Consider the following 26254-nt stretch of genomic DNA (forward strand, 5'->3'; position numbering starts at 1 on the left):
CGCGAAGCCCCCGAACAGCCTCCTCCTGTTCGAGCATCCCCTCACCGGAGTTGCGCGAGTACACGCGCGTTGTCCTACCGGCGGCGGACCGAGCCGCGACGGCTACGGCTACGGCTACGGCTACGGCTACGGCTCGCGGAGCATGAGCCTGTCGTAGAAGTCGAGCTCGGCCAGCAGCGCGCGCTCCAGCGCGGCCGGCGCGGACAGGTAGTGGCCGACGCCCTCCAGGAACAGGGCCTCGTGGGGGCGGCCGAGTGCCGTGAGGTCGTTGGAGAGTCGGCGGGTGTCGTCGACTGCGGCGATCTCGTCGGCCGTTCCGTGGATCAGCAGGACCGGCACGCGGACAGCCTCCGCGCGGACCTCCCCGGCCGGGCCGGCCAGGATCGCCGCGTGGGGCCGTTGGAAGCGCGGGACGGCTTTCTCCCAGCGTGCCGGGTCGATGATCGCGGAGGTGGCGGTCGCTGCGGTGAACGGGCCCTGGCGGCAGGCGGCCTGCAGCGCGGTGTAGCCGCCGGCGCTGGCTCCGGTGATGAAGACGGCGTCTCGCCGCACCCGGCCGCTCTCCAGCAGCTGGCGGGCGACGGTTGCGCAGTCCTCGACGTCGTACTCGCCCCAATGGCCGTGCAGGGACTGCCGGAAGGCCCTGCCCTGGCCGGTGCTGCCGCGGTAGGCCACCTCTGCGACGGCAAAGCCGCGACTGACGAAGAACTGCACGGCCCAGTCCAGGCGCAAGGGGACGTCGTCGGTGGGCCCCGGGTGGGCGCGCACGATCAGCGGAGCGGGGAACCCACCGTCGGGCTGGTGCAGCAGGTAGCGGATGGACAGCTCACCCGAGCGGGCGGTGCGGATGACCGGAGGCGAAGCGGTTGCCGGGGCAGGGACGCCGCCGATGCTGGGGCCGACCGGCAGCGCCGGAGTCCCGTCCGGTTCGCCGAGGTCGATCACGCGCACGGACGGTCGGCTGGTCGGGGTTGACCCGATAAGGAACACCTGATGGCCAAGAGCAGCGACGTAGGGCTTGATCGAGGTCAGGTCGGTGGCGTGCCGGAGCAGCAGCCCGTCGCGGTCGACGGTTGCCAGCTCGGCGCGGATGCCGTCGTGGATGGTCAGCACGATCTGCCCGAAGTCGGTGAAGGCGTACGACCTGTACCCGCCCTCCCACGGTGCGGGCGCGCAGTCGGCGTCCACCCACTGGGCGTCGGCGGCGACCGCGAAAGAGCCGCCACCGTACGCGTGGAGCCAGCCGCCCACCGACACTCCGGGCGGCGTCTGCGCCTGGGCCGGGCCGGATGGGCTCGCGCGCATCAACCGGCGGGCCCCGCCCAGGTCGGGATCGGACTGGATCCACCACAGGAAACCGTCCGCAGTGAGTAGTTCATCGTGCGACACCTGCTTGCGCGCCACCCACTTCGCCGCGAGCGGCCCGCCGTTCTCCCCGGTCATCGGTTCCCCTCGGCCGTCGATGTACCCGGGCTCGAAGGCTACCCGCATGGTCGTCCGGTGCTGGACGAACCGCTCGCGGCTGCGACCCATCGGCCACCACCCCACAGCGCGCCAAATTCAGGCGGCAGTCCGGGCGGTGATGAGCAACGTGCCCAGGGCGCCCCGTTCCGGCGAGGGGATCACCCGCGTGCGGACGTCGGTGAAGCCGTGCCGTTTGAGGAGGTCACCCCACTGCTCGGGGGTGTGCTGCCAGCGCAGGACGATCAGTTCGTCCTCGCGGCCTTCCAGCCACGTGCCGGCCATCTGCTGCGCGCCGTACTGGTCCGGGCTCGGCTCGCGATGGGAGAACGCGAAGACGCCTTCGGGAGCGAGCCTCTTGGCGATCCGGGGGAACAGCTCGTCGGGGTCGGTGAACCAGACGGCGCCCCAGGTGGAGTAGATCGCGTCGAAGAGCCGGCCGTCCTGGTCGAGGAAGTCGAGAGCGTCGGCGTGGATGAACTCCAAGGTGGGAAGGTCCGCCCAGAACCCGCGGGCGCGCTCGACCTGGACGGCGGAGAAGTCCACGGCGGTGACCTCGATGCCGTTGCGGGCCAGGAAGGCGGCGTTCTCACCCTCGGCGGGTCCCAGGTCCAGCGCGGTCTTCGGCTCTCCCAGGATCTCCGCACCGGGGGCGCCGTCGTCCAGTCCGGTCCAGTCGAACCGGGTGGCGCACGGCCGCTGCGTCCGTTGCGGCCGGTACTTGTCCCAGTACTGCGGGGCGGTCGTGGGCGCGCTGTGCTCAGGGGGCGCAAGACTCATGTCGCGGAACGCTACTCACACCTCCTCTTGATCGCCAATTCGCCTGGTTTTAGTCGGATTTGATCGCAAAAAGGGCATGCCGAAGGCCGACCGCCCACAGAGGGAGGCCGGGCCTTCAGCGCACTCAGCCGTTCAGTGGCACTTCTGCCCCGGCGCGCACGGCGAGCACTTCGCTGCGTCCTTCTCCCACAGCGGCCAGTCGACCGCGAAGCCGAAGGCGGCGATGACCTCGGCGGTTCGCATCACCGTGCCGTCGGCCTTGCGGTCGATGTAGGGGATGTGGTCGAGGAACTTCCCGTAGTGGCGGTCGCAGAACTCGCGGTAGATCTTGGTGTCGAGGATGAGCTGGTGCACGCCCTCGTCGACCAGTTCCCCGCATCCCACCCCCACGACGTCTGACTGCATGACGGTGATGAGATAGGCGACGGCCTGGCAGAACACACGCTCCGCCATGACGATGTCCCAGTCGTGGTGGTCGCGGGTGAGGAGCTGGATCTCTCGCTCCCACTCCTGCGGGGAGAGGTAGGTGTGCGGGTCGCGGGTGACGGTCGGTGCAGCCATGGTGCCCTCCGATACCTTCGGTCGGATGGTGCTGGGCCGCCCGGGGATTCCCGACGGAGTTGGCTCCCTGTCAGCTCCCGGGCGACTGCTACGACGGTAGGGAGCAACACCGGGGGCTCTCAACGAAGTTGCACGGGACGTCGGCCTGCTCCTCCGCCGCTTCCTCAACGCCGTGATTCGCACCAGGACAACGGCGGCCCGCTGAGTGTCCGAAAGTGAGCTCTGGTCGATCTGGTGGCCTTGCGCAGTCCGTGGGACGCCCGCGAGGCTGGGTGAAACTCTGTCGGCAACTCTTCTTCTCCGCCTGCAGGAAGGTTCCGCTCGTGCCGCCTTCGTCGACCTCCCCGCTGCTGAAGTACCGCACTTCCACCAGCCCGGCGCCGCTGCAGGCGGATGCCGACTTCCCCACCCCGGCCACCATCAACCTGGCCGTCCTGCCCGGGAACCAGGCCGTTCACTGCTCCCGCATCGAGATCGCCGTGCCGGCGGACGACACCCGCGATCGGGCGTACTTCGCCCAGGCGCCGGTGCCTGCCAGCAGCAGCAGTGACTGGACCTTCTCGGTCCGGAAGGACACCGGGCAGAAGTTGAAACTCCCCGGGGCTCCTGTGGGCTCGTACTACCTCATCACTTTCCAGCTGCAGAACCCGCAGCGAGACCTGATCAACTACCCGCTGAACTTCGGTCTCAGCGGCAGTCTGCTCTCCTCCGGCGGCCCGCTCACCTACCGCATCCTGGAGCGCTCGAAGACCTCCGCGGGTGCCGGCTACACGCAGAAGTACAGCAGGCGGACCCTGACGGTCGTCGAACCCGCCTTCTACCTGCACAGCTTCCTGGCCCGGGGCAGCCAGGCCGCGACTAGCGCGCCGCTGACGAGCTTCACCTCCGGTGGCCCCATCCACCTCACCTGGGAGAGCAACGGCACCGACTTCCAGCTGTACGACGGCAAATCCAGCAGCCCCATCCAGCAGGGTTCCGCCACGTCCTTCAGCCTCCCGAACGGCATTTTCAGCGACACCACGTTCATCGTCGCGGCAACCGTGCTCTCGGGGTCCCAGGGAGCCGCCAACGGCTTCACCCCGGTCTACCAGTACGCCACTCTCACGCTCACCGTCCCCAATCCCACCCTGGACTCACTGACCGTGCGCGGCGGCATCGCCGCCCAGTCCACGGTGATCGTGAACGGACCGCTGTACGCCAACGACAACCTCGCCGTCAGTGAGGGCGGGCGAACGAAGTTCTCCACGGTCGGCGTCACCGGGGCCCGCGTCCTGGGGGACCTCTCCGCCGACTACCAGCTCAGTGTCACGGGAACCCTCGTCGCGAACGGCTTCCTCGTCGCCAACAGCAACGTCATCGTCAGTGAGGGCGGGCGAACGAAGTTCTCCTCGGTCAACGTCAACGGGCTCCGCGTCGTGGGAGAGCTCACCGCCGAGTCCAGCCTCAGCGTCGCGGGAGACCTGGTGGCAAACGGCGTGCTCCATGCCAACAGGGACATCAACGTCAGCGACGGCGGCACCACGAAGTTCACCACGGTTGGCGTCAACGGCCTCCGCGTGACGAGAGAGCTCGCCGCCAAGTCCGGACTCAGCGTCGAGGGAGACCTGGTGGCGCACGGCGTGCTCTATGCCAACAGGGACATCAACGTGGGCTACGGCGGTACCACGAAGTTCACCACGGTCGGCGCCAACGGCCTCCGGGTGACCAAGGACCTCACCGCCGAGGGCGAGCTTTACGCCAAGAAGGGCGTCAAAAAGTCGCCGTGAGTACGGTGAAGCGGTAGTAGTACTTCGAGCCGCGACTTGGAGGTCGCGCAGACGTTGTGTACGGGGCCCGGTCAACGGCGGGCCAACGCCGCGACCTCCCAGCCGAAGCCCACCACCAACCGACCATCCGGCACCACGGCCAGCGCGCAGACCCGCAGCGGGAACACCAACTCCGGCCCGACCTGGCCGCCGGTGGTCAGGTCCCAGACCCGTACCGTGCAATCGTCGCCGCCGGTGATCGCCACGGGGCGGCCGTCGATCACCGTCGTCGCCACGGCGTTCACATCGTCGGTGTGGCCGGTGAGGGGTTGGCCGATCTGCCGACCTGCCGTCAGGTCCCAGAGCCGCACCGTGCCGTCTTCGCCGCCGGTGACCGCGACGGGGCGGCCGTCGATCACCGTCGTCGTCACGGTGTTCACATCGTCGGTGTGGCCGGTGAGGGGTTGGCCGATCTGCCGACCTGCCGTCAGGTCCCAGACCCGCACCGTGCCGTCTTCGCCGCCGGTGACCGCCACGAGGCGGCCGTCGACCACCGTCGTTGCCACCGCGTTGACATCGCCCATGTGACCCGTCAGGGGCTCGCCGATCTGCTGACCCGCAGGCAGGTCCCAGACTCGTACGCCATCGAAGCTGCCGGTGATCGCTACAGGGCGGCCGCCGACCACTGCCGTCGCCACCGCCACCACCCAGCCGTCGTGACCCGCAAACGGCTCACCCACCGGGTCGCCTGCGGTCAGGTCCCACACTCGCGCCGTCGCATCCTGGCAGCCGGCAATCGCGTGGGGACGGCTGTCGACCACCGCCGTCGCCACCGCCCACACCAAGTCGTCCTGGCCGGTGAGGTACCGGCCGATCTGCCGACCGGTGGTCAGATCCCATACCCGCACGGTCCCGTCAGCACTGCCGGTGACCGCGACGGGACGGCCGTCGACCACCGCCGTCGCCGTCGCCACCACCCAGCAGGTGTGGGCGGTGAGCGGCTCACCCACCTGGCCTCCTGAGCTCAGGTCCCACACCCGCACCATCCCGTCCTGACTGCCGGCGATCACGTGGGGCCGGCCGTCCAGCACCGCCGTCGCCATCGCCCGCACCTTGTCGGTAGGGCCGATCACCGGCTCGCCGACCTGCTTGCCCGTGGCCGGATCCCACACCCGGAGCGTCCAGTCCTCGCCTCCGCTGACGATGCAGGGGCGGCCTTCGATCGTTGTGGTGACCACCGACAACACCCAGCCGTCGTGGCCGGTGAGCGGTTCGCCGATCTGCTCGCGCGTGGTCAGGTCCCATACCCGCACGGTCTCGTCATGGCCACCGGTGACCGCGACGGGACGGCCGTCGACCACCCCCGTCGCCACCGCTCGCACCCCCTCCTTGTGGCCGGTGAGCGGCTCGCCGATCTGCTCGCCGGTGGTCAAGTCCCATACCCGCACGGTCTCGTCGTGGCTGCCGGTGACCGCGACGGGACGGCCGTCGAGCACTGCCGTCGCCACCGAGTACACAGCAGAGGTGTGGCCGGTGAGCGGTTCGCCGATCTGCTCGCGCGTGGTCAGGTCCCACACCCGCACCGTCTCATCGCCGCCGCTGGTGATCGCGACGGGACGGCCGTCGAGCAACGCCGTCGCCACCGTCGCCACCGCAGCTGTGTGGCCGGTGAGGGGTTGGCCGATCTGCCGGCCGGTGGTCAGGTCCCATATCCGCACGGTCCGGTCAGAACTGCCGGTGACGGCCACGGGGCGGCCGTCGAGCACCGCCGTCGCCACCGCGCACACCTCGCCGGTGTGGGCGGCGAGGGGTTGGCCGATCTGCCGGCCGGTGGTCAGGTCCCATACCCGCGCGGTCCGGTCAGAACTGCCGGTGATGGCCACGGGGCGGCCGTCGACCACCGCTGTCGCCACCGCCAGCAACGGTTCGGTGTGGGCGGTCGGAATACGACGCAGGGACCGGTCGAGCTGGGAGCCGGTGGCCCACTCGACGCCCCACGCTGCGGCGGGTTCGTCCTCCACCGGTACCGCGGTGATCCGTGCCGACAGCTCCCGGTCCCCGTAACGGGCCGCGTCCAGCGCCAGCAGCTGTCGGCGTACCCCCGCAGTGACGTCACGATGCAGGTGTGTCGAGGCGCGGTACACCGACGCGGTCAATCGCGCCGCCGGACCCGACGCCGCATCCAGCAACGCCATCACCGATCCCGGGTCCGCGTTCACCAGGAACCCCGGATCGGCCAACTGCCCAACGGACACGGCGGATTCAGCACTCGGACGGATGTCCCGCAGATCATCAGACATGACCGGCACAGTAGCCGTACCCAGCACCGCAGCACCGCAGCACCGAGACATACGACAGCCAGAACCCCCGCCTGCACATGGCAGGGCACCGCCAGGACGCGAGCGCAGGCACACGACGGCCGCAAACCGCACCAAGAGCCCACTGGGTGAGCTGTCAGCTCGTGCTGAGTGGCGCGGTCTGCTCAGCGTCGAGCTGGTGGTCAGCCCAGACGTAGCTTTCGGGAAGCAGGTCGGTGATGGAAACGGTCCGGAGGCGGTCGTCCGCACCGACGATGACCTTGAGGGTCGGGAAGTAGTCGAGGAGGGCCTGGCGGCATCGACCGCACGGGGGAACGACACCCCGATCGCGGTCGCCCACGGCGACGATCGTGTCCAGCTCGTAGACGCCTTGGGCGGCTGCCGCGCCGATGAGGACCAGCTCGGCGCAGGGGCCTCCCGTGAAGTGGTAGGCGTTCACCGCGGTGACGATCCGGCCGTCCAGGGCGCGGGCCGCGGCAGCCATCGTGTGGTTGTCGCCCCGGCAGCGGGTGCGCGCGACGTGGGCCGCGGCCTGGATGAGTTCGTGGTCGACGTCGTGGGTCTGCGTGGTCATCGTCCCTGCCTTCGTTTGGTGTCAGGAGACGTTGACCCGAGTGACGATGGTGCGCAAGCGAATATCGTCGGGCTCCTTCATCAGGCCGCGGTCCGGGCGGTGATGAGCAGTGTGCCCAGGGCGCCCCGTTCCGGCGAGGGGATCACCCGCGTGCGGACGTCGGGGAACCCGTACCGCTTGGTGAAGCCGTGCCGCTTGATAGTGGCGGTCGCAGAACTCGCGGTAGATCTTGGTGATTGCATGACGGCCCGACTCCCTTGGGGGAGTCGGGCCGTCATGCGCGAGTCGGGAGTGAGTGGGTTCAGGCGGGGTGGACCGGGAGGTCTTCGAGGCCGCGCATCATCAGGCTGTGGCGCCAGCGGAGCTGGTCCGGCTCGGTGGCGAGACGGAGGTCGGGGAAGCGTTGGAAGAGCCGGCTGATGACGATCAGGCCCTCCATGCGGGCGAGTGGGGCGCCCAGGCAGTGGTGGATGCCGTAGCCGAAGGACAGGTTGGCGCTGTGGGCGCGGGTGATGTCCAACTGGTCGGGCTCGGAGTAGCGGTTCGGGTCCCGTCCGGCGGCGCTGAGCGAGATGGTCACGAACTCGCCCTCGGGGATGAGCACGTCACCCACCTTCACCGGTTCGGTCGTGAAGCGCCAGGTGGTGTTGGAGACCGGGCCGTCGTAGCGCAGGAACTCCTCGATGGCGCCGGGCCACAGCGTGCCGTCGGCGGCGAGCTGGGCTCGTGCCTCGGGGTGTGTGAGCAGGGCCAGGGTGCCGTTGCCGATCAGGTTGACCGTGGTCTCGTGGCCGGCGACCAGCAGCAGGAAGGCCATCGCCATGAGCTCGTCGGTGCTCAGCTGGTCGCCGTCGTCGGTGGCGGCGACCAGGTCGCTGAGCAGGTCGTCCGCCCCCGCGGAGCGCTTGTCGTCGATCAGCGACCGGAGGTAGCCGATCATGGAGACGCTGGCATCGCGGACCTCGTCGGTGCCGGCGCCGGAGACGAGCAGGTTGGACCAACGGCGGAACTCGACGCGGTCGTCGGGGGGAACGCCGAGCAGCCAGCAGATCACCGTGAACGGCACCGGGAAGGCGAGCGCCTCCATCAGATCGACGCGCGGCTGCCCGTCGAACCCGTCGAGCAGCTGGTCGGTCAGTTCGACGATCCGCGGGCGCAGCGACTCCACCCGCCTGGCAGTGAAGGCCCGGCCGACCAGGCGGCGCAGCCGGGTGTGGTCCGGCGGGTCGCTGTCCAGCATGTGCACGCTCAACTCGTGGGCGAACTGGCTGCGTTCGCCTTGCTCACGCGCGAACGCGGCCTGCTTCGCCGGGTCGACGAAGTTCTTCCCGATCAGCCCCCGGCCGGCCTGCATGTCCTTGCTGAGCCGCGGATCGACGAGCAGCGCGCGGGCGTCGTCGTAGCGGGTCACCAGCCAGGTGCGCAGTCCGTTCGGGGCCATCACCGGGATGACCGGCGCTGCGTCCCGCAACTCGGCGAGCACGGTGTGCGGTTGCTGGTAGTAGCCGGGGGTGAACAGGTCGATCGGCTGGTCTGGCTCAGGCCGGTCCGACATTTGGGGCTCCTTTCGTGGCCGACTCGCAGCGGCCGGCTCCGTAGCTCGCGAGTTCTCGGTAGATCTCGAACGGCCGATCCCGTTTGCCGTCGCGGAACGGTCGCAGCGGGGCGGTCTGCTCCTTGTGCTCCGCCCCGCCCTCCCACCGCGCGAAGGACTCCCAGTCCGCCCAGCGGCTGATCACCACGAAGCACGACGGATGGTGCACGGCGGTGAGCAGTTCGTTGCCGAGCAGGCCGGCCGTACCGGCCATCCGGCGGCTGGCCTCGTGATAGGCGGCGAGGACCGCGTCGGGGTCCTCGCTCAGGTGGTAGAGCACTACCTCGACGGCGCCCCCGGTCACCGGGCGCAGCCTGCGGACCCGGCAAGGGCGGCGACCACGTGCATGGTCGTCATCGAGCCACCGCTGCGGTACGGGTGCAGCTTCTCCCGGTGGGTGAGATGGCGTTCGCTGGTCTCGAACTCGCGGAACCGCAGCTCGTCCGTCCAGTCGCTGACGATGTAGTAGACGCCCTCCTCCTCGGCGCCGCGGGAGAGCCACTGGCCCAGGTTGGCGGGGTGGTCGGTGACCGAGTCGCCGACCTCCCGCCACACCCGTTCGAAGTCCTGCTCCATCCCGGGCTTGATCTGCATCCGCAGCATCACCCGGAAGGCCGAGGCGGCCATCTCAGATTCCTCCGTCGACGTTGACGGTCTCGCCGGTGACGTAGCCGGCCAGGTCGCTCAGCAGGAAGAGCACGGGCGCGGCGAGCTCCTCGACGGTACCCAGCCGGGCCAGCGCGGTCTTCTGCGCGTAGGTGGCGCGCAGGCCGGCGGCGCGCTCGGCGGGCATCGTGTCGAATGCCTCGGTCTCGATCACGCCCGGTGCGACGACGTTGACCCGGATGCCGCGCGGGCCGAGCTCCTTGGCCAGCGAGCGGGTCAGCCCGATCATGGCGGCCTTGGCGGCGGTGTAGTGGGCCCGCAGCGGTATCCCGGCGGCGGCGCCGCGCGAGCCGATGTTGACGATCGAGGTGCCGGTGCCCAGCAGCGGCAGGGCCTGCTGGATGACGCGGTAGGCGGCGGTCAGGTTGGTGTCGATGATGCGCGACCACTCGTCGGCCGGCAGGTCCGCGAACGGGATGTGGCTGATCACACCGGCGTTGTTGACCACGCCGTCGAGTCGGCCGTAGTGCTCCTTGGCCAGCGCGACCAGCTTGTCGACCTCGGCGATCTCGCCGACGTCGGCCCGGACGGCGTGGTGCTCGCCCGGGATCTCCTTCAGTGCCTGGAGCAGGCTCTCGACGGCCTCGCTCTCCTGCCGGTAGCAGGTGAGCACGTCGGCGCCGGCCCGGGCGGCGGCCAGCACGATCGCTCGGCCGATGCCGCGGGTGCCCCCGGTGACCAGGATCTTCTTGCCGTGCAATGCGAGTTCCATGGGAATGTCCCTCCTAAAGGGGGCGACGGTCAGACGCAGCCGTCGACGTGGATGTTCTGGCCGGTGATGTACGCGGCCTGGTCGCCGGCGAGGAAGAGCACCACCTGGGCGACCTCCTCGACGGTGCCGAGCCGGCCGAGCGCGGCGAACGAGGAGAAGAGCCGGCGCTGCTGCTCGGCGGCCTCCGCCGGCAGCTCGTCGAGCGCCTCGGTCGCGATCCGTCCGGGCGAGACGGTGTTGACCCGGATGCCCTGCGGGCCGAGCTCACGGGCCAGCGAACGGGTCATGCCGACCAGCGCCTGCTTGACGGCGGTGTAGTGCACGCCGCCGACCATGCCGATCCGGGCCACGGTGGAGCCCAGGTTGATGATGGATCCGCCCCCGTCGAACAGCGGCAGTGCCCGCTGGGTGACCAGGTGGGCGGCCGTCAGGTTGCCCTGGACGGTGGCGGCCCAGTCGGCGGAGCCGAGCTCGGGGTAGAGCTTGGGCTGGAAGGCGCCGGCGTTGTTGACCACCACGTCGACGCCGCCGAGGCTCGCCTCGCACTCGGCGAGCAGCCGCGCGACGTCGCGCTCGTCCGCGGCGTCGGCCTGCAGCACCCGGTGCTTGCCGGGGGTCTCGGCCAGCTCGCGCTCCAGCGAGTTCACGCTCTCACCGGGGCTGCGGTAGCAGGTGACCACGTCGGCGCCGGCCCGGGCGGCGGCCAGCACGATGCCACGGCCGATACCCCGGGTGCCCCCGGTGACCAGGAACCGCCTGCCGGCCAGCTGGCGGTCGGCCCGGGCGGCAAGCTCGACCTTGTCCTTGATCAGCCGCAGCTGGACCAGCGTGTTGCGGTTGAGCCGGGCGGTCATCCCGGCGTCGTCGAGCGGCGCTCCGGGCTTCATCGCGAAGTCCTGGACCCAGCGCATCAGGACGCCGTCGGTCTGCTGGACGTACTCCCAGTGGATCTTCATCTGGGCGAACGGGCCGGTCTCCACCCGGTGGGCGCTGACCGTGCGGGTGGCGGGGTCGACGGTCCGCTCCGAGACCCAGCTCCAGACCTGGCCGTTCTCGTCCGGGTGCAGGGCGAGCCGGAAGGTCACGGTGTTCCCGGCGCGCTCCAGGATCTCGGCACAGGCGTACTCGCTGAACAATCGCGGCCAGGACGCCACGTCGTTCGTCATCGACCACACCAGCTCCATCGGAGCGTCGATGACGATGGCGTTGTCGGTGTGCCCGGCCATCAGCAGGCCACCTCGGTGAGAAGGGAGTTGACGTACTCGACGACCTGACCCGGGGTCTCCTTCTGCTCCACCTCGCCGTCCGGGATCGCGATACCGTACTCGCGCTCGATCCGGCTGGTGAGTTCGAGCAGGGCCAGGGAGTCGTATCCGAGCTCCGCAAACGGGGTGTCCGTAAGCTGCTCCACGGCCACCTCGATCCGGGTGTCCGTCCCGGCACCCGCCCGCAGGATCCGCAACAGGTCGTCCACGCTGAACCGGTTCATCACATACCGCCTTTCGTCATGTTCGGTCACTTCCTGAGGTGCTTGCGGTCCCCGGCACCCACCAGCAGCGCTGAGGTGAATCCGCCGTATCCGCGGGCGAGCACGAGGGCGGTCCGCGGGCTGGTCTGCCGCGGCCGGTCGAGCACCAGGTCGATCTCGCAGTCCGGCGCGGGTCGGCCCAGGCCGGCGGTGTGCGGCACGACGCCGGCGCTCAGCGCGAGCAGGGCGGTGGCGGTGTCCAGGGCTGCGCCGCCGGCGTAGAGCCTGCCGGTGAGGGTCTTGGGCGCGGTCACCGGCACCGCGCCGGGGCCGAACACCTCGGTGATGGCGCGGGCCTCGATGCGATCGCGCTCCGGGATTCCGCAGGCGTCCGCGAAGACGACATCCACCTCGCCCGGGGCGAGCCTCGCGTCGGCCAGCGCCCGGCGGATCACCGAGGCCAGCACCGGCGGCCGGTCCGATCCCGGGGGAGGGTCGAACCCGGCCGCGTAGCCGAGCAGTTCACCGTAGTGGGAGGCACCGCGCTCGGCGGCCGAGGCCGCGGTCTCCACCACCAGGAAGGCACCGCCCTCACCCGGGACGAACCCGGAGGCGGAGGCGTCGAACGGCAGGTAGGCGCGGGCCGGGTCGTCCTCGGTGGACAACTCGCCGGTGGACAGTTGCGCCACCAGCCCGTACGGGCAGAGCGAGGCGTCCGTACCGCCGCTCACCACCAGCCGCGAACCGGTGTCGAGCAGGCGACGGGCCTGGCCGAGCGCGTCCAAGCCGCCGGACTGTTCGCAGCAGAGCACCCCGCAGGGGCCGCGCATGCCGTGCCGGATGGAGACCTGGCCGGTGGTCGCGGCGTAGAACCAGGCGATCGATTGGTAGGCGCTCACCCAGGACGAGCCGTTCTGGTAGAGCTGCTCCATCTCGCGCTGCCCGAACTCGGTACCCCCGGAGGAACTGGTGCTGACCACGGCCAACTCGTACTCGGGCAGGTCCGCCGGGTCGGCGCCGGCGTCGTCGAGGGCGGCCTCGGTGGCGGCCAGCGCGAAGTGGGTGAACCGGTCGGTCTGCGGGACCAGTCGCCCCGGCACCTCGTCGTTGGCCTGGAACCCTGAGACCTCGCCGGCGACCCGCACGGGATAGCCGCCGGCGTCGAACCGGGTGATCCGACCGAGCCCGCTCTTGCCCGCCAGCACCGACTCCCAGTGCTGGCGGGCCCCGATACCGGTGGGTGCCACCACTCCGAGCCCGGTGACCACGGGCCGGCCGCGCCGGCTCGTCGTCAGTCCCGACGCGCTCATGCCGCGCACCTCCCCGCGACCGCTTCCGGCCGGCCGAGGACGACGGCCGTCTGGAACCCGCCGAACCCGCTGCCCACGCTGAGCACATGGTCCATCCGGTGCTCGCGAGCGGTGACCGGCACGTAGTCCAGGTCGCACTGGGGGTCGGGCACCGTGAGGTTGGCCGTCGGCGGAACGACCTGGTGGCGCAGCGCGAGCGCACAGGCGGCGATCTCCAACGAGCCGATCGCGCCGAGCGAGTGGCCGATCATCGACTTGATCGAGCTGACCGGCACCTCGTACGCGCGGTGGCCCAGGCTGCGCTTGAACGCGGCGGTCTCGTGGCGGTCGTTCTGCTTGGTGCCGGACCCGTGGGCGTTGATGTAGTCGATGTCCTCGGGGTCGAGTCCGGCCCGGTTCATGGCGGTCTTGATCGCCTCGGCCATCTCCCGCCCGTCCGGCTTGAGGCCGGTCATGTGGAAGGCGTTGCTGCGGCCCGCGAAGCCGAGGACCTCGGCATACACCTCGGCGCCCCGGCGCCTGGCCGCCTGCGCCTCCTCGATCACCAGCACCGCCGAGCCCTCGCCGAGCACGAAGCCGTCCCGCCGACCGTCGAACGGCCGGGAGGCGTGTTCGGCGTCGTCGTTGTTCGGGGTGGTGGCCTTGATCGCGTCGAAGCAGGCCAGGGTGATCGGCGACAGCGGTGCCTCGGTGGCGCCGGCCAGCACGATGTCGGCGCTTCCCTCCTCGATCAGCTGCACGCCGTGGGCGACCGCGTCCAGCCCCGAGGTGCAGCCGGTGGAGATCAGCGCGACCGGTCCCTCCGCCCCCGCCTGCCAGGCGACCTCGACCGCCAGCGTGCTGGGGACCATGTAGCCGTAGAGCTGGGGGACGCCGTAGGTGTGGTCGACGAGCCAGTTGCGGCCCTGGTCGGAGAGCACGGCGTACTCCTCCTCCAGTCCCATGGTGCAGCCGACCGCGCTGCCCAGGCTGACCCCCACCCGTGCGGGGTCGGCCGTGCTCAGTGCGATGCCGCTGTCGGCGATCGCCTCGCGGGTGGCCACCACGGCGAACTGCGCCGCGCGGTCCATCCGCCGGATCTCCCGCAGCGAGAGGCCGGCGGCCAGCGGGTCGAAATCGCACTCGGCGGCGACCCGAGAGCGGAAGTTGCCCGCGTCGAAGAGGCTGATCCGGCGGGTGGCGGTGCGTCCCGCGGACAGCAGGTCCCAGTAGGTGTCCCGCCCGATGCCACCGGGCGCGACCACGCCGACGCCGGTGATGACGGCACGGCGGGTCATCGGGCGCCCCCCACGTCGGGGTTGCCGCCCGCAGCGTTCAGCGGTGGCTCGATGTCCACGTGGCCGAGCTCGGGCCGGGGTGCGAGCGGGGAGAGGTGGAAGACGGCCTCGGCCTGCTCGTCACCGGCATTGACCAACCGGTGACGTATCCCGATCGGGACCAGCAGCGAGTCGCCCGGCCCGAGTTCGATCGGCTCACCGTCCAGGCTCATCGTCACGGTGCCTCGGACGATGTGCAGGAACTCCTCGGAGTACGGGTGCAGATGCTCGGTCACGTACTCACCGGGCGCCAGCCGCAGCACGCCGCCGAACCCGGAAGTGCACCCCACGGTCTTGGGGCTGAGGGTGACCCGGATGTCGCCGCCCCGCTTGGTGTTGGCCTCGACGGAGTCCACGGCGACCTTGGTGGCGAACTCGCTCATGCGCCACCGCCCAGGTTGGCGCCGCCCGGTCGGGTGATCTGCGAACCGCGGTCAGGCGTCCAGGAGTAGAACGGGACGGCCATGGCGTCCTTGGGCTCACGCCAGTTCGGGTCGTACGGTGAGATGAACTGCCCCAGCCGGGTGTTGATCTCGTTGTACAGCGGGTGACTGCGCGCCTTGTAGAGATCGGGCGCGATGTCCCGCTCCGCCTCCACCAGGTGGAAGTAGAGGTTGTGGAAGGCGAACAGGCTCCGCCTGGACACACCCACCAGGTGCGGTAGTTCCGTGCTGTCCGAATCGGCGAAGACCTGGGCCACGCCCTCGGCGTCGGCGAGGTCCATCCTCGCCACGATCAGTGTTCGATGCACGATGCCCTCCGTTGCTCGTCGGTACCCGGCCATGCTGGTCGCCGAGGTTCGAATGCGTCTGAAGGACGTCTGAAACCGCTCGGTCGCCGCCGCAGCGCGCAGCGGCCCGTCGCGCCACAGGCGCGACGGGCCGCTATATCGAGCCAACAACTCACTCTCTACAAAGGTGAGTTGTCGGAATCATCGCATCGGATAGGCCGAGGCGACGGTCAGACGATCTCCATCGTGGGCCTGCGGGGTCTGCGGATCCTGCGCGCTGCACCGCTGCAGCAGCAGCAGGGCCTGCCTGGTGAGGCGGGGCACGGTATAGGCCGGCTCGATGTCCAGCCGGCCCTCCGGAACCGTGTTCGGGAGCTCGTCCATCACGTGCACGTCGACCAGGTCCTCGAGAAGGGTCTCGGCATCCCCCGTGGGCCGAGACAGCAGCTCCGCGACCTGACCGACCTGCCAGTATGCCTGTTGGCGGCAGGTCAGCAGACTCAGCAAGTCCCGGTGCGAGTCCGGCAGATGCCGATAGCTGGACTCGATCGTGCTCACCAGGGACTGGGTACCGGCGGGGAGTTTGAGAATCGCCGACTCGTTGTTGCGCAGCCGCTCCAGCAGTCGGACCGCGGACCACCCGGGCCGGGCCGTCAACCGCTCGGCCACGGCCCGGATGACCAGTGGCAGCCCCTCGCACATTCTCAGCAGTTCGCCCACCGCGGCCGGCTCGTCCTGCCAGCGCCGGCCGCCCGCGACCCGGTTGTAGAGCTGGCGGCAGTCGGCCGCACCGAGCGCCGGCAGCATGACCTTGCGCCCGATGCCCAGGCTGTGCGAGCGGTAGCGGTTGGTGGAGATCACCGCACACCCAGGCCCGCCGGGGATGAAGGCACGCAGCTGGGAGGCGGAGACCACCTCGTCCACCACGATCAGCATCCTGCGGTCCGCGGTATGGCTGCGCAGCAGGCGACTGAGCTCGTCGATCCCGGTCGGCAGCTTGTCCTTGGCCAGCCCGAAGGAGCTCAGGCTGGATCTCAGCAGCTCAGCCAGGACCGCGGTCCCCTTGCCGGCCTCGGAGAGGTCGACGTACAACTGGCCGTCCGGGAAGTACTGTCGGACCCGGTGGGCGACTCGGATGGCGAAGCTGGTCTTGCCGACGCCGGGGGCGCCGTGGACCTCGACCACCCGAGTGCTGCCCTGGGGTGCCCGGTCGGAGTCGCCCAGATAGTCCTCCAGTTGGGCGATCTCACTTTCCCTGCCCACGAAGTCGTCCATCTGTGCCGGAAGTTGGGCGGGCTCCTGATGCGGGGGACGCTCCGGCGCGACGCCCCGGGGGACCGCCTTCGTCGTGCCGGCGCCCCCTCCCCGATCGGTGAGGACCTCCTGGTGCAGCCGCTGGAGCGCGTCGGAGGGCTCCAGCCCGAGGTCGTCGACGAGCCTGGTGCGCAGGGCGCGGAAGACGTCCAGTGCCTCCGGGCGGCGGCCGCAGCGCTGCATCGCCCTCATCAGCTGGCCGGCGAGTGCCTCGTCGGTGGGGTGGGACCGGACGGCGTCCGACAGTTCGTCCAACACTGCCCGGTGCCGCCCGAGTTCCAGCTCGATGGCGAACCGGCGCTCCATCGCGCCGCGACGCCGCTCTTCGAGCTGGGTGGACCAGGCGGATAGCCGTCGGCCGTCGGCCACGCCGACCAGCGCCTGTCCGTGCCACAGGGCGAGCGCCGCCTGCAGCGTGCCGGCCGCCTGCTCACGGGCGCCACTGCGATGCTCGGCCTTGCCCTGTTCGACCAGTCGCTCGAAGCGGAAGGCATCGACCGACTTCTTGTCATCCAGCTGCAGTTCGTAGCCGCCGACACGGGTGAGCAGCGCGGGTCTGCCGCTCGGCGGAACGGTGCCGAATGCCTCGCCGGTCTGACCGCTGGCGAGCCGCAGCCTTCGACGCAGTTGGTAGATGTAGGTCTGCAGAGTGGTGACGGCTGTGAGCGGCGGGCTGTCCTCCCACAACTCCTCGCACAACTGGTCAAGACTGACCAGTGCGTTGGTATTCAGCACCAGCAGCGCCAGCACCTGGCGAAGCTTCGGCGCGGACGGGGTGACATCCTCCTCGTCCCGGCATACGCGTAACGATCCCAGAAGGCTAATCTCCAACACTGCATTCCCCCCTAGAAATGCTTGCCCTGATCAATCGGTCCATCAGTCCGGACTCGAAGCAGGTCAAAGGTGCTGCGCTCGTGAGCAAATCGCCGGCAGGGTGTAAGCACCCCTTCGCCCGCTCGCGCAGCAGCCACCTCCGTACCATATTTTCCGGGGCCAGCACATGCAACAGGCATGTCGTTCGTACCGGTCAGAGTCGAAGATCGACCTGGTACTCCGTCAGCCAAGTGTCGAGCTGGATCATCATTTCCATGCTGGCCCGCTCCACCCAGGCGAACGGGCCCTGCGGAGCGCCATCGGCCGCCAGCGCCGCGGCAGTCGCCTGCTCGTCGAGCAGCGGGGCGACCGCGCTGCCGCAGTCCGCGGCCAGTTCGGCGAACCTGGCTCGCACCAGCTCCCCGTACACCGCGTCCTGGGTGGTCGGGTACGCGCTCTTGCGCCGGTTCAGCACCTGCTCCGGGAGCAGGTCGGCGACGGCCGTGCGCAGCAGGCTCTTCTCCTGGCCGTCGACCCGCTTGAGCGTGGCCGGCACGTTGTAGACGTACTCGACCAGGGCGCGGTCGCAGAACGGCGGCCGCAGCTGGACGCCGTGGGCCATGCTCATCCGGTCGGCCCGGTCGAGGTGGGTGGGCGCCCAGCGGGTCAGCGCGAGGTAGCTGACCTCGCGGGCCCGGCGCTCCTGCGGGCTCTCGCCAGGCACGTGCGGGACCTCGGTGAGCGCGTCGCGGTAGTGCTGGTCCGCGTACTCCAGGAAGTTCAGTTGCTTGCGCAGCCCGAGGTCCACCAGCGAACAGCCGAGCCCGCCGGCGGCGGCGTCGTGGCCGCGCTCGAAGGAGACCCACGGGAAGGTCTGCGAGTTGCTGTGCGAGGGGTCGTACGCCCAGAAGTAGCCGTTGAACACCTCGTCGGCGGTCTCGCCCGAGAGCACCGCGCTCACCCCGGCCCGGCGCAGCGCGCCGAAGAACAGCAGCAGGGAGACGTCCATGTCGCCCAGGGGCGAGGGCGCGTCCTGGACGCGCAGGGCCGCCGCGTGCACCTGACGCTCGGCCAGGGCCGCGGTGTCCAGCAGGATCTCGGTGTGGGTGGTGCCGATGTGCCGCGCGGCCAGATCGGCGAAAGGTGCGTCAGGGGTGGCCCGCATGGTGGGGTGCGGCTCGAAGTTCTCGGTGTAGCCGGCGAAGTTCACCGAGAACGTTCGCAGCGTCCCGGCGCCGGACTGCCGAAGCGACTGCTGGGCGAGCGCGGTCAGCGCGCTGGAGTCGATGCCGCCGGAGAGCATTGCCGCGACCGGCACGTCCGCGCGCAGGTGCTTGGACACGGCGTCCGCCAGCAGTTCGCGCACCGTGGCCACCGTGGTGTCCAGGCTGTCGGTGTGCGGGCGGGCGGACAGTTCCCAGTAGCGCTGCTCCGCGCCGCCCGAGCGCCCCAGCACCAGCCGGTGGCCGGGCAGTACCTCGCGCATGCCCTGGAAGACGCCGGTCCCGGGCTTGCGGCTGTGGGCGAAGAGCTCGCGCAGCCCGTCCGCGTCGACGACCGGGCGGACCTCGGGGTGCGCGAGCAGCGCCTTCGGCTCGGAGCCGAACAGGATGCCGGAGGAAGTCCGGTAGTAGCAGAGCGGTTTGACGCCGAGCCGATCGCGGGCCAGCAGCAGCTCCTGGCGCCTGACGTCCCAGACGGCCAGCGCGAACAGGCCCTCCAATCGGGTCAGGAAGTCCGGGCCCCACTCGAGGTAGGCGTACAGCGCCACCTCGGCCTCCGACCGGCCGGCGAACCGGTGACCTTTGGCGGCCAACTCCCGGCTCAGCTCGACGTGGTTGGTGATCGCGCCGTCCAGGGTCAGCACGGCCGCCGGGTTGGCCGCCGGGGCGATCGCGGGGCCGGCGCCGGCATCGAGGTCCAGCAGCGCCAGCCGCCGCTGGGCGAGCGCCGCGTGGCCCTCGATCCACTCTCCCGCGCCGTCCGGACCGCGATGGGCCAGCGTCGCGGACATCGCCCGTACGGTGGCCGTCTCGCGGGACATGTCCCGTTCGAAATCGACCCAACCAGCAATCCCACTCATGGTCTTGTCCTCATTCGTGAGTAGCGGTTCCAGCCAGCCGGTCAGCGGGCTGGTGGACTGTCGGAAAGCGGAGTTCGCAGCGGAGTCGCCCGGTCCGCTGGAAGGGTCACCTCGACCAGCGAGAGACCGCAGCGCTCGACCGCGTCCCTGAAGTCGTCGAGCTCGGGCTCCGACCCCTCGGCCACGGCGATGCCGAGGCGGCGCTGCGCGGTGGCGGCGCCGTAGCGGCGGTACAGCTCCAGGTAGCCGCGGGCCGTCAGCTCCGGATCCCGCAGCAGCAGGAAACCGGCCGGGCGGCACACCCCGCGCCAGGTCAGCTCGCCCTCGCGGCCGCCGGCGAAGTTGTGCCGCCAGGAGCTCCCGGTGGCGATCATCAGTGCGGTGCCGATCCCGTGCACTCCGGCCGGCACGGTGTAGCGGCGGCCGCTGCGCCGGCCGCTGAAGTGCAGCAGCGCGAGATACTCGGCCACCGGGCCGGGATCGGGACGGGAGAGCAGCTCACGCATCCGCGCGTCGGCCTGCTCGCTCTCCGGCCCGGTGCGCAGTGCCCGTTCGATCAGTCGATCCGTCATGACAGCACCACCGCGACGGCGGTGAAGGCACAGCCGGCCAGTGCGCAGCCGGTCCGGACCAGGTTCCAGTCACGCCACTGGAACCGCGGATCCTCCCAGCCCGGGCCGGGGTCGCCCGGCGGAGTGCCCTTGACCCCTCGGTTGATGGGCACGTTGCGGGTCTGCGAAACGACCGCCACCGCGGCCAGGCAGAGCGCCGCGATCGCGAAGAGCGAGCGGGAGGCTCCCGAGGCGTTGACCGCGAGCCCCACGTCGATCGCCGTCGAGCCGGTGACGATGAAGGGCATGATCCGGTCGTAGTAGCGCCCCAACAGCTTGTGGGTGGAGATATACCGTTCAGGGGTCATCGCGATCAGCGCGGGCATCACGCTGATCGCGACCGCGAACAGCACCCCCGCCACCAGTCCGCTGCCCACCAGGGCCACCACGCTCAGTGTTTCAACCACGGCTGCTGCCATCCCTTCGCCCCCACTGGTCCGATCCTCCACTTGCGGACGAGCATCACCAGAGGAGGTGGGACAGCGCTGAAATTTGATTGAACGCCATGCCCGGACAGCGTCCCGACATCCTGCCGTCGCACGAGCGTGGTTCTAGGTTCGCCCTATCGACTCTCCCTCGTATGTCCAGAACTCCGTGGCAGACAGGAGCAGGCGATGGTGGACGAGTGGACCGACGTGCTGATCGTCGGCGGGAGCATGGTGGGCCTCGCACAGGCCCTCTTCCTGGCCGGACAGGGTGTCCGGCCGATAGTGGTGGAACGTCACCCCGAGGTGTCGACCCACCCCAGGGCGCAGGCGGCCAGCCCACGGACGATGGAGCTGATGCGCGCGCTGGGCCTGGAGGAGGCGGTACGCGCCAGGGAGACACCGCACGCCCAGTACGGGGACATCCTGCAGGTGGAGTCACTGGCCGGGGCCGAACTGGGCCGCTTCGACGGCCCGTTCCGCCATGACCCGAACGAGGTCGCGGCCACCGGCTGGACGCTGATCGGGCAGGACCGCTTCGAGCCGGTGCTCCTGGAGCGCGCCCGCGAACTCGGCGCGGACATCCGCTTCGCCACCGAGCTGATCAGCCATCAGCAGGACGACGAGGGCGTGACGGCGGTCCTGCGGGACGTGCGCGACGGCTCGCGGCGCACGGTGCGCTGCCGCTACCTGGTCGCCGCCGACGGCTTCCACGCCCCGATCCGGGAGGGCCTGGGCATCGGGTCGCACGGCCGGGGTGTGCTCGGCCGGCAGATGAGCGTGGTCTTCCGCGCCGACCTGGACCGCTACGTCGCCGGGCGCCGTTTCTTTCTCTGCTTCGTCAGCAACCAGCAGGTGAAGGGGGTGCTGGGTCGACTCGACGGCCCGGACTCGGACCGCTGGGTGCTGGCCCCCAGTCTGTCGGCCGAGGGCAGCCACGAGGAGTACTCCGTCCAGGAGTGCGTCGAGCTCGTCCGGGCCGCTGTCGGGGCGCCGGACCTGGCCGTGACGGTGGAGTCCGCGAGCAGCTGGGAGATCGCCGCCGATGTCGCGGACAGCTTCCGCAGCGGCCGGGTGCTGATGGCCGGCGACTGTGTGCACGTGATGCCGCCCACCGGCGGTTTCGGCGGCAATCTGGGTGTCCAGGACGCCCACAACCTCGCCTGGAAGCTCGCCCTGGTGCTGCGCGGCCAGGCCGCCCCCGCCCTGCTGGACAGCTATCAGCAGGAGCGCGCGCCGATCGCCGAGTTCACCGTGGAGCAGGGCGTCATCCGGTATCTGCAGCGCAGCGGCCTGGACGCGGAGGTGGCCGCCCGGCACCGTCCGGAGATCACGGTGCTGTTCGGCCACGTCTACCGTTCGAGTGCGGTGCTCGTCGAGGACGGACCGGACGACGGCGCTCCGGTCGAAGACCCGACCCAGCCCAGCGGTCGCCCGGGCACCCGGGCACCGCACCTGGTGCTGCACACCGAGGGCCATGGCACCCCCCTGCACGACCTGCTGACGGGCGGCTTCCTGCTGCTGGCCGGTCCGGTCGGCGCGCGCTGGCCGGCCGCGGCTGAAGCCGTCCGCGCCGCCACGGGTCTCGACCTGCGCTGCCGCCTGGTCGGCGCCGCGGAACCGGCGGAGACGGTCGAGAGGTTCCTCAAGGCATACGGGGTGGGCCAGGCCGGGGCCGTGCTGCTGCGACCGGACGGGTTCATCGCCTGGCGCACGGCCACGCCGCCGGCTGACCCGGCCGGTGTCCTCGGTGACGTTCTGCGCCGTCTGCTGAAGGGCTGACGTCCCTGGAAAACCCGACGGGGTGTCCTCCACGAGCAGTGGAGGACACCCCGTCGCCGTGTCCGGGTCAGCGGGCGAGGACCCGCCGCAGGGCCTCGCCGACCTCGGCCGCGGCGTCGGCCCCCTGACCGGTGGTGCGCCAGCAGACGAACCCGTCCGGCCGCACCAGTGCGGCGCCGCCCACCGTCAGACCGTAGCGCGCGAGGAAGTTCCCTTCGGGATCAGTGGATTCGCCGCCGGCGCCGATCCGGTGCAGCGCGAGCCGCACGCCGAGCCGGGCCGCGCTCAGGGTGGCCTCGTCGGTCCACCGGCCGGCCGCACTGTCGGCCAGCAGGACGAATCCGCTGCCGAACAGGTCGAGGCAGGACAGGCTGCGCCCGGCTGCCTCCAGGGCGACATGCGGTGCCCGCGCGCCCGGGCGCCCGCTGGGCCGGTCGGGGGCTTCGATCAGCGCGGTGTCGGCGCCCGGCTCGGCGACGAAGGCACCCTGCGGGTAGCAGTAGCCGAAGGTCACCGTGGTCTCGTCCAGCAACTCCGGTGCCACCTCCTGGAGCTGCTTGCCCTCGCGGACGGCGAACCGCAGCATCGCCTGGCGCACCGTCTGCTCGGCGACCGGGCGGCGCTCGGCGTCGTAGCTCTCCAGCAGCTGCGGACCGGCTGTGCCGGCCAGCACCAGGCCCAGCTTCCAGGCCAGGTTGTAGGCGTCCTGGATGCCGGTGCTGGCACCGAACGCGCCGGTGGGCGGCATCACGTGCGCGGCGTCGCCGGCGACGAAGACCCGGCGGGTGGCGAAGGAGTCGGCGACTCGCGAGGAGATGTCCCAGGAGGGCAGGTGGGTCGATTCGATCTTCAGCGGCAGGTCGGGCACGCCGACCGCGGCCCTGATCACCTCGACGCACCGCTCCTCGGTGAAGTCCTCGGCGCTCTGGCCGCGGTCGGGGAAGTACGAGACGTTGAGGACCCAGCGCCGGTCGTTGTCGATCGGGATGATCGTGCCGCGCACCTCGGGGTTGTTGACGTAGGCGGCGATGATCCGCCGGCCCCGCAGCGGCTCGGTGAGGTCGGCGTCGAAGAAGACCGACACCAGGTTGGTGATGGTGCCCGGCCCGTGGGCCGCGATCCCCAGCAGCTCGCGCATCGGGCTGCGGCTGCCGTCCGCAGCGATCACGTACTGGGCCAGGACTTCGGACTCCTGACCGGTGCCCAGGTCGGTAAGCCTGACCGTCACCCCGTCCGCGTCCTCCGCCAGCGCGTCCGCCCGGGTGTGGAAGCGCACGTCGGCGCCCACCTCGAGCGCCCGATCGCGCAGGATCGGCTCGAGCTGGTTCTGGTCGATCAGCGTCCACTGGGCGGGGCTGATCCGGCCGATGTCCTCGGGCGAGGCGTTGGGCATCTTGACCCGCTCCGCACCGGCCAGCGTCTCGACGTGCACCAGATCCGTGTTGCCGGAGATGGGGGAGCGCCCGGCCCGGACCCGGTCCGCGATGCCGACCGCGTGGTAGAGCTCCATGGTGCGCGGGTTGATGGCGCGCGCCTTGGGGTGCGCGGAGGTGTCCGGATGCTTCTCCACCAGCATCGCGCGAACTCCGTGCTCGGCCAGGAAGACGGCCGCCGACAGACCGGTGAGGCCGCCGCCGACGATCAGGACCGGCACCTGCTGCTGTTTCATGCTCTCTCCTTGGAAGTTGGGTCCGGCCCGGTCACCGGCGGGCGGTCACCAGGGTGTGGGTGCCGAGCATCGGTTCGGCGGCGGTCTCGGTGAAGCCGGCCTCACGCAGCCAGGCCCGGCAGTCGGCAACCCGGTACTCGGAGCCGTCCTGGCTGACCAGCCGCATGTGCAGACTGCTCAGCAGCCGCTCCGGGTCGCTGCGGTCGTCGTCGAGCATCCGGTCGTAGACCACCACCTCGCCGCCGGGACGGACCGCCTCGAAGACCCGCCGCAACAGGGTCCGGCGACGCTCGTCGTCGAAGCCGTGCAGGATGTGGCCCAGCAGCACGACGTCGGACTGCGGCAGCGCGTCGGCGAAGAAGTCCCCGCCGTGGAAGGTGACCCGGTCGGCCAGCCCGAGCCGGCCGATGTGCTCGGTGAACAGCGGCCGGGTGCGCTCCAGGTCGAAGCAGCCGGCGGTGAGGTGCGGGTGGGCCTGGACGAGAACGGCGGCGAGGTTGCCCCGGGCGCCGCCCACGTCCAGGAACGAGCCGTGCCGGCTCCAGTCGACCCGGCGCGCCAGTTCGGCGCCCATCCGGTCGCTGTAGGCGTCCAGGCCGGCCAGGAATCGCTTCATCTTGGCCGGGTCGCGGTGCTTGTCCCCGACGAAGCCGCCCTTGTCCGGGTCCAGGAGCTGCGGCTCACCGGTGCGCAGCGCCTCGGTGAGTCGGCCCCAGGTCTGGTAGAGGGTGTCGTTGGTGAGCTCGACGAAGCCGCCCAGGTAGGACGTTCCCTGCGGCACGAGATACGCCTGTGCCAGCGCGGAGTTGCGGTAGTGCCCCTCGACCCGCTCCAACAGGCCGAGGCCGGCGAGCGCGTCGAGGAAGTCCTGGGCCATCCGGGGGTGTAGTCCGGTGCGCTCTGACACCCGGATGCCGTCCGTGGGCCCCTCGGCCAGCGCCTCGAAGACGCCGAGGGTGACGGCGCTGTGGAGCACCTTGGCCCCGCAGTCCGCGATGGTCATCCGGATCAGCGGACCCGGGTCCACGGGCGGTGCAGTCGTCGGGTTGTCGGTTGTGGTCACGTGCGCCTCCAGGTCAGGTCGATCCTGCTCTGCTCGACGATGGCTGCCGGTTGTCCAGGTGGGATCGAGGAGTGCTGAACGCTGGTCGGCCCTCCTGCGGGAACGCGAACGGGCCGCCTCCGGCGATGCCGGAAGGCGGCCCGTCGGGTGGTCGGCCGCATACGGGGGATGCGACCGGCCACCGGCTCGAGGAGGCGTCAGGGGATCAGCACGATCTTGCCCAGGTGCGTTCGCGCCTGCATCAACTCGTGGGCCTTGGCCGCGTCCTCCAGCGGGAGCCGCTCGTGGACGATCGGGCGGACCCGGCCGCTGGTGATCATGTCGAGTAGGTCACGCTGACCTGCCGCGATCGCCTCCGGGCGGTTGTAGAGCATCGCGTAGAGCGCGAAGCCGGCCACCGTCTTCATCCGGCTGAGCGCCAGCGGGTGGATGGGCTGGAGGTCGCCGCCAGCGGCCCCGTAGAAGACCAGGCGGCCGAACTGGGCCGTCAGGCCGACGCTCTTGGTGAGGATGTCGCCGCCGACGGTCTCCAGCACCACGTCGGCGCCTCGGCCGTCGGTGGCGGCCTTGACCTGCTCGTCCCAGTCGGCATCCGTGTAGTTGATGGTCACGTCGGCGCCGAGGCTGCGAACGAAGTCCAGCTTGGCCTGGGAGCTGGCGGTGGCGATCACCTTGCCGGCGCCCATCGCCTTGGCGATCTGGACCGCGAGGTGGCCGACGCCGCCGGACGCGGCATCGATCAGCACGATCTCGCCCGCCTTCAGCTGACCGGACTCCTTCAGCGCGTGGTACGCGGTCTGCGCCGGGCTCGGCAGAAGCGTCGCCTGGCCGGCGTCCATGCCCTGGGGGATGGCGATCAGCCAGGAGGCATCGGCGACGACGTAGTCCGCGTAGGCGTCGCGGGCGACGTCCACCACCACGCGGTCACCGACCCGGACGTTGTGCACTCCCTCGCCGAGCGCCTCCACGGTGCCGGCGACATCGCCGCCGGGGGCACCGGGCAACTCGGCGTGGCCGCCGATCGGGATGCCCTGGCGGCGCTGGACCTCGGCGAAGTTGACGCCGACAGCCTCGGTGCGGATCAGCACGTAGCCCGGGCCGGGCTGCGGCTTCTCGGTTTCCTCGACATGCAGGACCGAAGGGGCCCCGTGCTCGTAGTGGCGGACGATGCGCATGAGCGTTCTCCTGACGGAAGTGTCACTCGGTAAGTAAATGCGTGCTGTCATGCATGTAGTTTCAGTCTACATATACATGCATGA

At 70.5% G+C, this 26254-nt stretch carries 24 protein-coding genes and 1 pseudogene; 2 read left to right on the forward strand and 23 right to left on the reverse strand.

Translation table 11 applies throughout. From position 1 onward, the window contains the following. Positions 1-126: 126 nt before the first annotated feature. From P3T34_RS29970 to P3T34_RS29980, 3 genes are all read right to left on the reverse strand, one after another. Entirely contained in the window at positions 127-1533 is a 1407-nt protein-coding gene (locus P3T34_RS29970; RefSeq protein WP_280669151.1) for a prolyl oligopeptidase family serine peptidase, read from the reverse strand. A 27-nt stretch (positions 1534-1560) separates the two neighbouring features. Next, a complete protein-coding gene (locus P3T34_RS29975; RefSeq protein WP_280669152.1) occupies positions 1561-2241 on the reverse strand; it encodes a class I SAM-dependent methyltransferase in 681 nt (226 codons plus the stop codon). A gap of 132 nt (positions 2242-2373) precedes the next feature. Then, entirely contained in the window at positions 2374-2802 is a 429-nt protein-coding gene (locus P3T34_RS29980) for a hypothetical protein (protein WP_280669153.1), read from the reverse strand. A gap of 323 nt (positions 2803-3125) precedes the next feature. Between P3T34_RS29980 and P3T34_RS29985 the strand changes: the two genes are divergently transcribed. After that, complete coding sequence (locus tag P3T34_RS29985) at positions 3126-4568, forward strand: hypothetical protein (protein WP_280669154.1); 1443 nt, start codon at positions 3126-3128, stop codon at positions 4566-4568. A 71-nt stretch (positions 4569-4639) separates the two neighbouring features. Here P3T34_RS29985 and P3T34_RS29990 read toward each other — a convergent pair whose 3' ends face one another. The 17 genes and pseudogenes from P3T34_RS29990 to P3T34_RS30070 form a co-directional block, all read right to left on the reverse strand. Then, positions 4640-6847 carry a WD40 repeat domain-containing protein gene (locus tag P3T34_RS29990; protein ID WP_280669155.1) on the reverse strand — a complete coding sequence of 736 codons (2208 nt, stop codon included), beginning with the start codon at positions 6845-6847 and terminating at the stop codon, positions 4640-4642. Positions 6848-7001: 154 nt separating this feature from the next. Then, a complete protein-coding gene (locus P3T34_RS29995; RefSeq protein WP_280669156.1) occupies positions 7002-7439 on the reverse strand; it encodes a cytidine deaminase in 438 nt (145 codons plus the stop codon). A 301-nt stretch (positions 7440-7740) separates the two neighbouring features. Beyond that, positions 7741-8994, reverse strand: a complete 1254-nt coding sequence (locus P3T34_RS30000; RefSeq protein WP_280669157.1) for a cytochrome P450 — start codon at positions 8992-8994, stop codon at positions 7741-7743. After that, positions 8978-9337 (reverse strand): antibiotic biosynthesis monooxygenase, encoded by a 360-nt coding sequence (locus tag P3T34_RS30005; protein WP_280669158.1) that lies wholly within the window; start codon positions 9335-9337, stop codon positions 8978-8980. The genes P3T34_RS30000 and P3T34_RS30005 overlap by 17 nt, the downstream gene beginning before the upstream one ends. Then, entirely contained in the window at positions 9334-9660 is a 327-nt protein-coding gene (locus P3T34_RS30010) for an antibiotic biosynthesis monooxygenase (RefSeq protein WP_280669159.1), read from the reverse strand. The genes P3T34_RS30005 and P3T34_RS30010 overlap by 4 nt, the downstream gene beginning before the upstream one ends. 1 nt (position 9661) lies before the next feature. Further along, the gene (locus P3T34_RS30015; RefSeq protein WP_280669160.1) at positions 9662-10411 is read right to left on the reverse strand and encodes an SDR family NAD(P)-dependent oxidoreductase; all 750 of its coding nucleotides are present in this window, start codon (positions 10409-10411) and stop codon (positions 9662-9664) included. Between the two features lie 29 nt (positions 10412-10440). After that, a complete protein-coding gene (locus tag P3T34_RS30020) occupies positions 10441-11178 on the reverse strand; it encodes an SDR family NAD(P)-dependent oxidoreductase (RefSeq protein WP_280672490.1) in 738 nt (245 codons plus the stop codon). A gap of 12 nt (positions 11179-11190) precedes the next feature. After that, positions 11191-11637: pseudogene (locus P3T34_RS30025) on the reverse strand (SRPBCC family protein); the annotation flags it as partial. Next, positions 11637-11900, reverse strand: a complete 264-nt coding sequence (locus P3T34_RS30030; protein ID WP_280669161.1) for an acyl carrier protein — start codon at positions 11898-11900, stop codon at positions 11637-11639. The gene P3T34_RS30030 and the pseudogene P3T34_RS30025, both read right to left, overlap by 1 nt. Before the next feature lie 26 nt (positions 11901-11926). Continuing rightward, on the reverse strand, positions 11927-13189 hold the full coding sequence (locus P3T34_RS30035) for a ketosynthase chain-length factor (RefSeq protein WP_280669162.1): 1263 nt from the start codon (positions 13187-13189) through the stop codon (positions 11927-11929). Continuing rightward, on the reverse strand, positions 13186-14466 hold the full coding sequence (locus P3T34_RS30040; protein WP_280669163.1) for a beta-ketoacyl-[acyl-carrier-protein] synthase family protein: 1281 nt from the start codon (positions 14464-14466) through the stop codon (positions 13186-13188). The genes P3T34_RS30035 and P3T34_RS30040 overlap by 4 nt, the downstream gene beginning before the upstream one ends. Then, the gene (locus tag P3T34_RS30045) at positions 14463-14888 is read right to left on the reverse strand and encodes a cupin domain-containing protein (protein ID WP_280669164.1); all 426 of its coding nucleotides are present in this window, start codon (positions 14886-14888) and stop codon (positions 14463-14465) included. The genes P3T34_RS30040 and P3T34_RS30045 overlap by 4 nt, the downstream gene beginning before the upstream one ends. Further along, positions 14885-15256 (reverse strand): TcmI family type II polyketide cyclase, encoded by a 372-nt coding sequence (locus P3T34_RS30050; protein WP_348534709.1) that lies wholly within the window; start codon positions 15254-15256, stop codon positions 14885-14887. The genes P3T34_RS30045 and P3T34_RS30050 overlap by 4 nt, the downstream gene beginning before the upstream one ends. A gap of 180 nt (positions 15257-15436) precedes the next feature. Further along, positions 15437-17383 carry a BTAD domain-containing putative transcriptional regulator gene (locus tag P3T34_RS30055; protein ID WP_280669165.1) on the reverse strand — a complete coding sequence of 649 codons (1947 nt, stop codon included), beginning with the start codon at positions 17381-17383 and terminating at the stop codon, positions 15437-15439. Between the two features lie 193 nt (positions 17384-17576). Next, entirely contained in the window at positions 17577-19445 is a 1869-nt protein-coding gene (gene asnB / locus P3T34_RS30060) for an asparagine synthase (glutamine-hydrolyzing) (protein ID WP_280669166.1), read from the reverse strand. A gap of 41 nt (positions 19446-19486) precedes the next feature. Further along, positions 19487-20017 (reverse strand): hypothetical protein, encoded by a 531-nt coding sequence (locus tag P3T34_RS30065; RefSeq protein WP_280669167.1) that lies wholly within the window; start codon positions 20015-20017, stop codon positions 19487-19489. Next, positions 20014-20463, reverse strand: coding sequence for a DUF1772 domain-containing protein (locus P3T34_RS30070; protein ID WP_280669168.1), 450 nt, complete (start codon positions 20461-20463; stop codon positions 20014-20016). Before P3T34_RS30070 ends, P3T34_RS30065 begins: the two co-directional genes overlap by 4 nt. Before the next feature lie 207 nt (positions 20464-20670). On the opposite strand from P3T34_RS30070, the gene P3T34_RS30075 reads away from it, so the two are divergent. After that, complete coding sequence (locus P3T34_RS30075; protein WP_280669169.1) at positions 20671-22263, forward strand: FAD-dependent monooxygenase; 1593 nt, start codon at positions 20671-20673, stop codon at positions 22261-22263. A 67-nt stretch (positions 22264-22330) separates the two neighbouring features. Here P3T34_RS30075 and P3T34_RS30080 read toward each other — a convergent pair whose 3' ends face one another. From P3T34_RS30080 to P3T34_RS30090, 3 genes are all read right to left on the reverse strand, one after another. After that, positions 22331-23932, reverse strand: coding sequence for an FAD-dependent oxidoreductase (locus P3T34_RS30080; RefSeq protein ID WP_280669170.1), 1602 nt, complete (start codon positions 23930-23932; stop codon positions 22331-22333). Between the two features lie 31 nt (positions 23933-23963). Next, positions 23964-24995 (reverse strand): methyltransferase, encoded by a 1032-nt coding sequence (locus tag P3T34_RS30085; RefSeq protein WP_280669171.1) that lies wholly within the window; start codon positions 24993-24995, stop codon positions 23964-23966. Positions 24996-25192: 197 nt separating this feature from the next. Continuing rightward, positions 25193-26170, reverse strand: a complete 978-nt coding sequence (locus P3T34_RS30090) for an NADPH:quinone oxidoreductase family protein (protein WP_280669172.1) — start codon at positions 26168-26170, stop codon at positions 25193-25195. Between the last annotated feature and the right edge of the window lie 84 nt (positions 26171-26254).

The organism is Kitasatospora sp. MAP12-44 (genome assembly GCF_029892095.1).
Lineage (GTDB): Bacteria > Actinomycetota > Actinomycetes > Streptomycetales > Streptomycetaceae > Kitasatospora.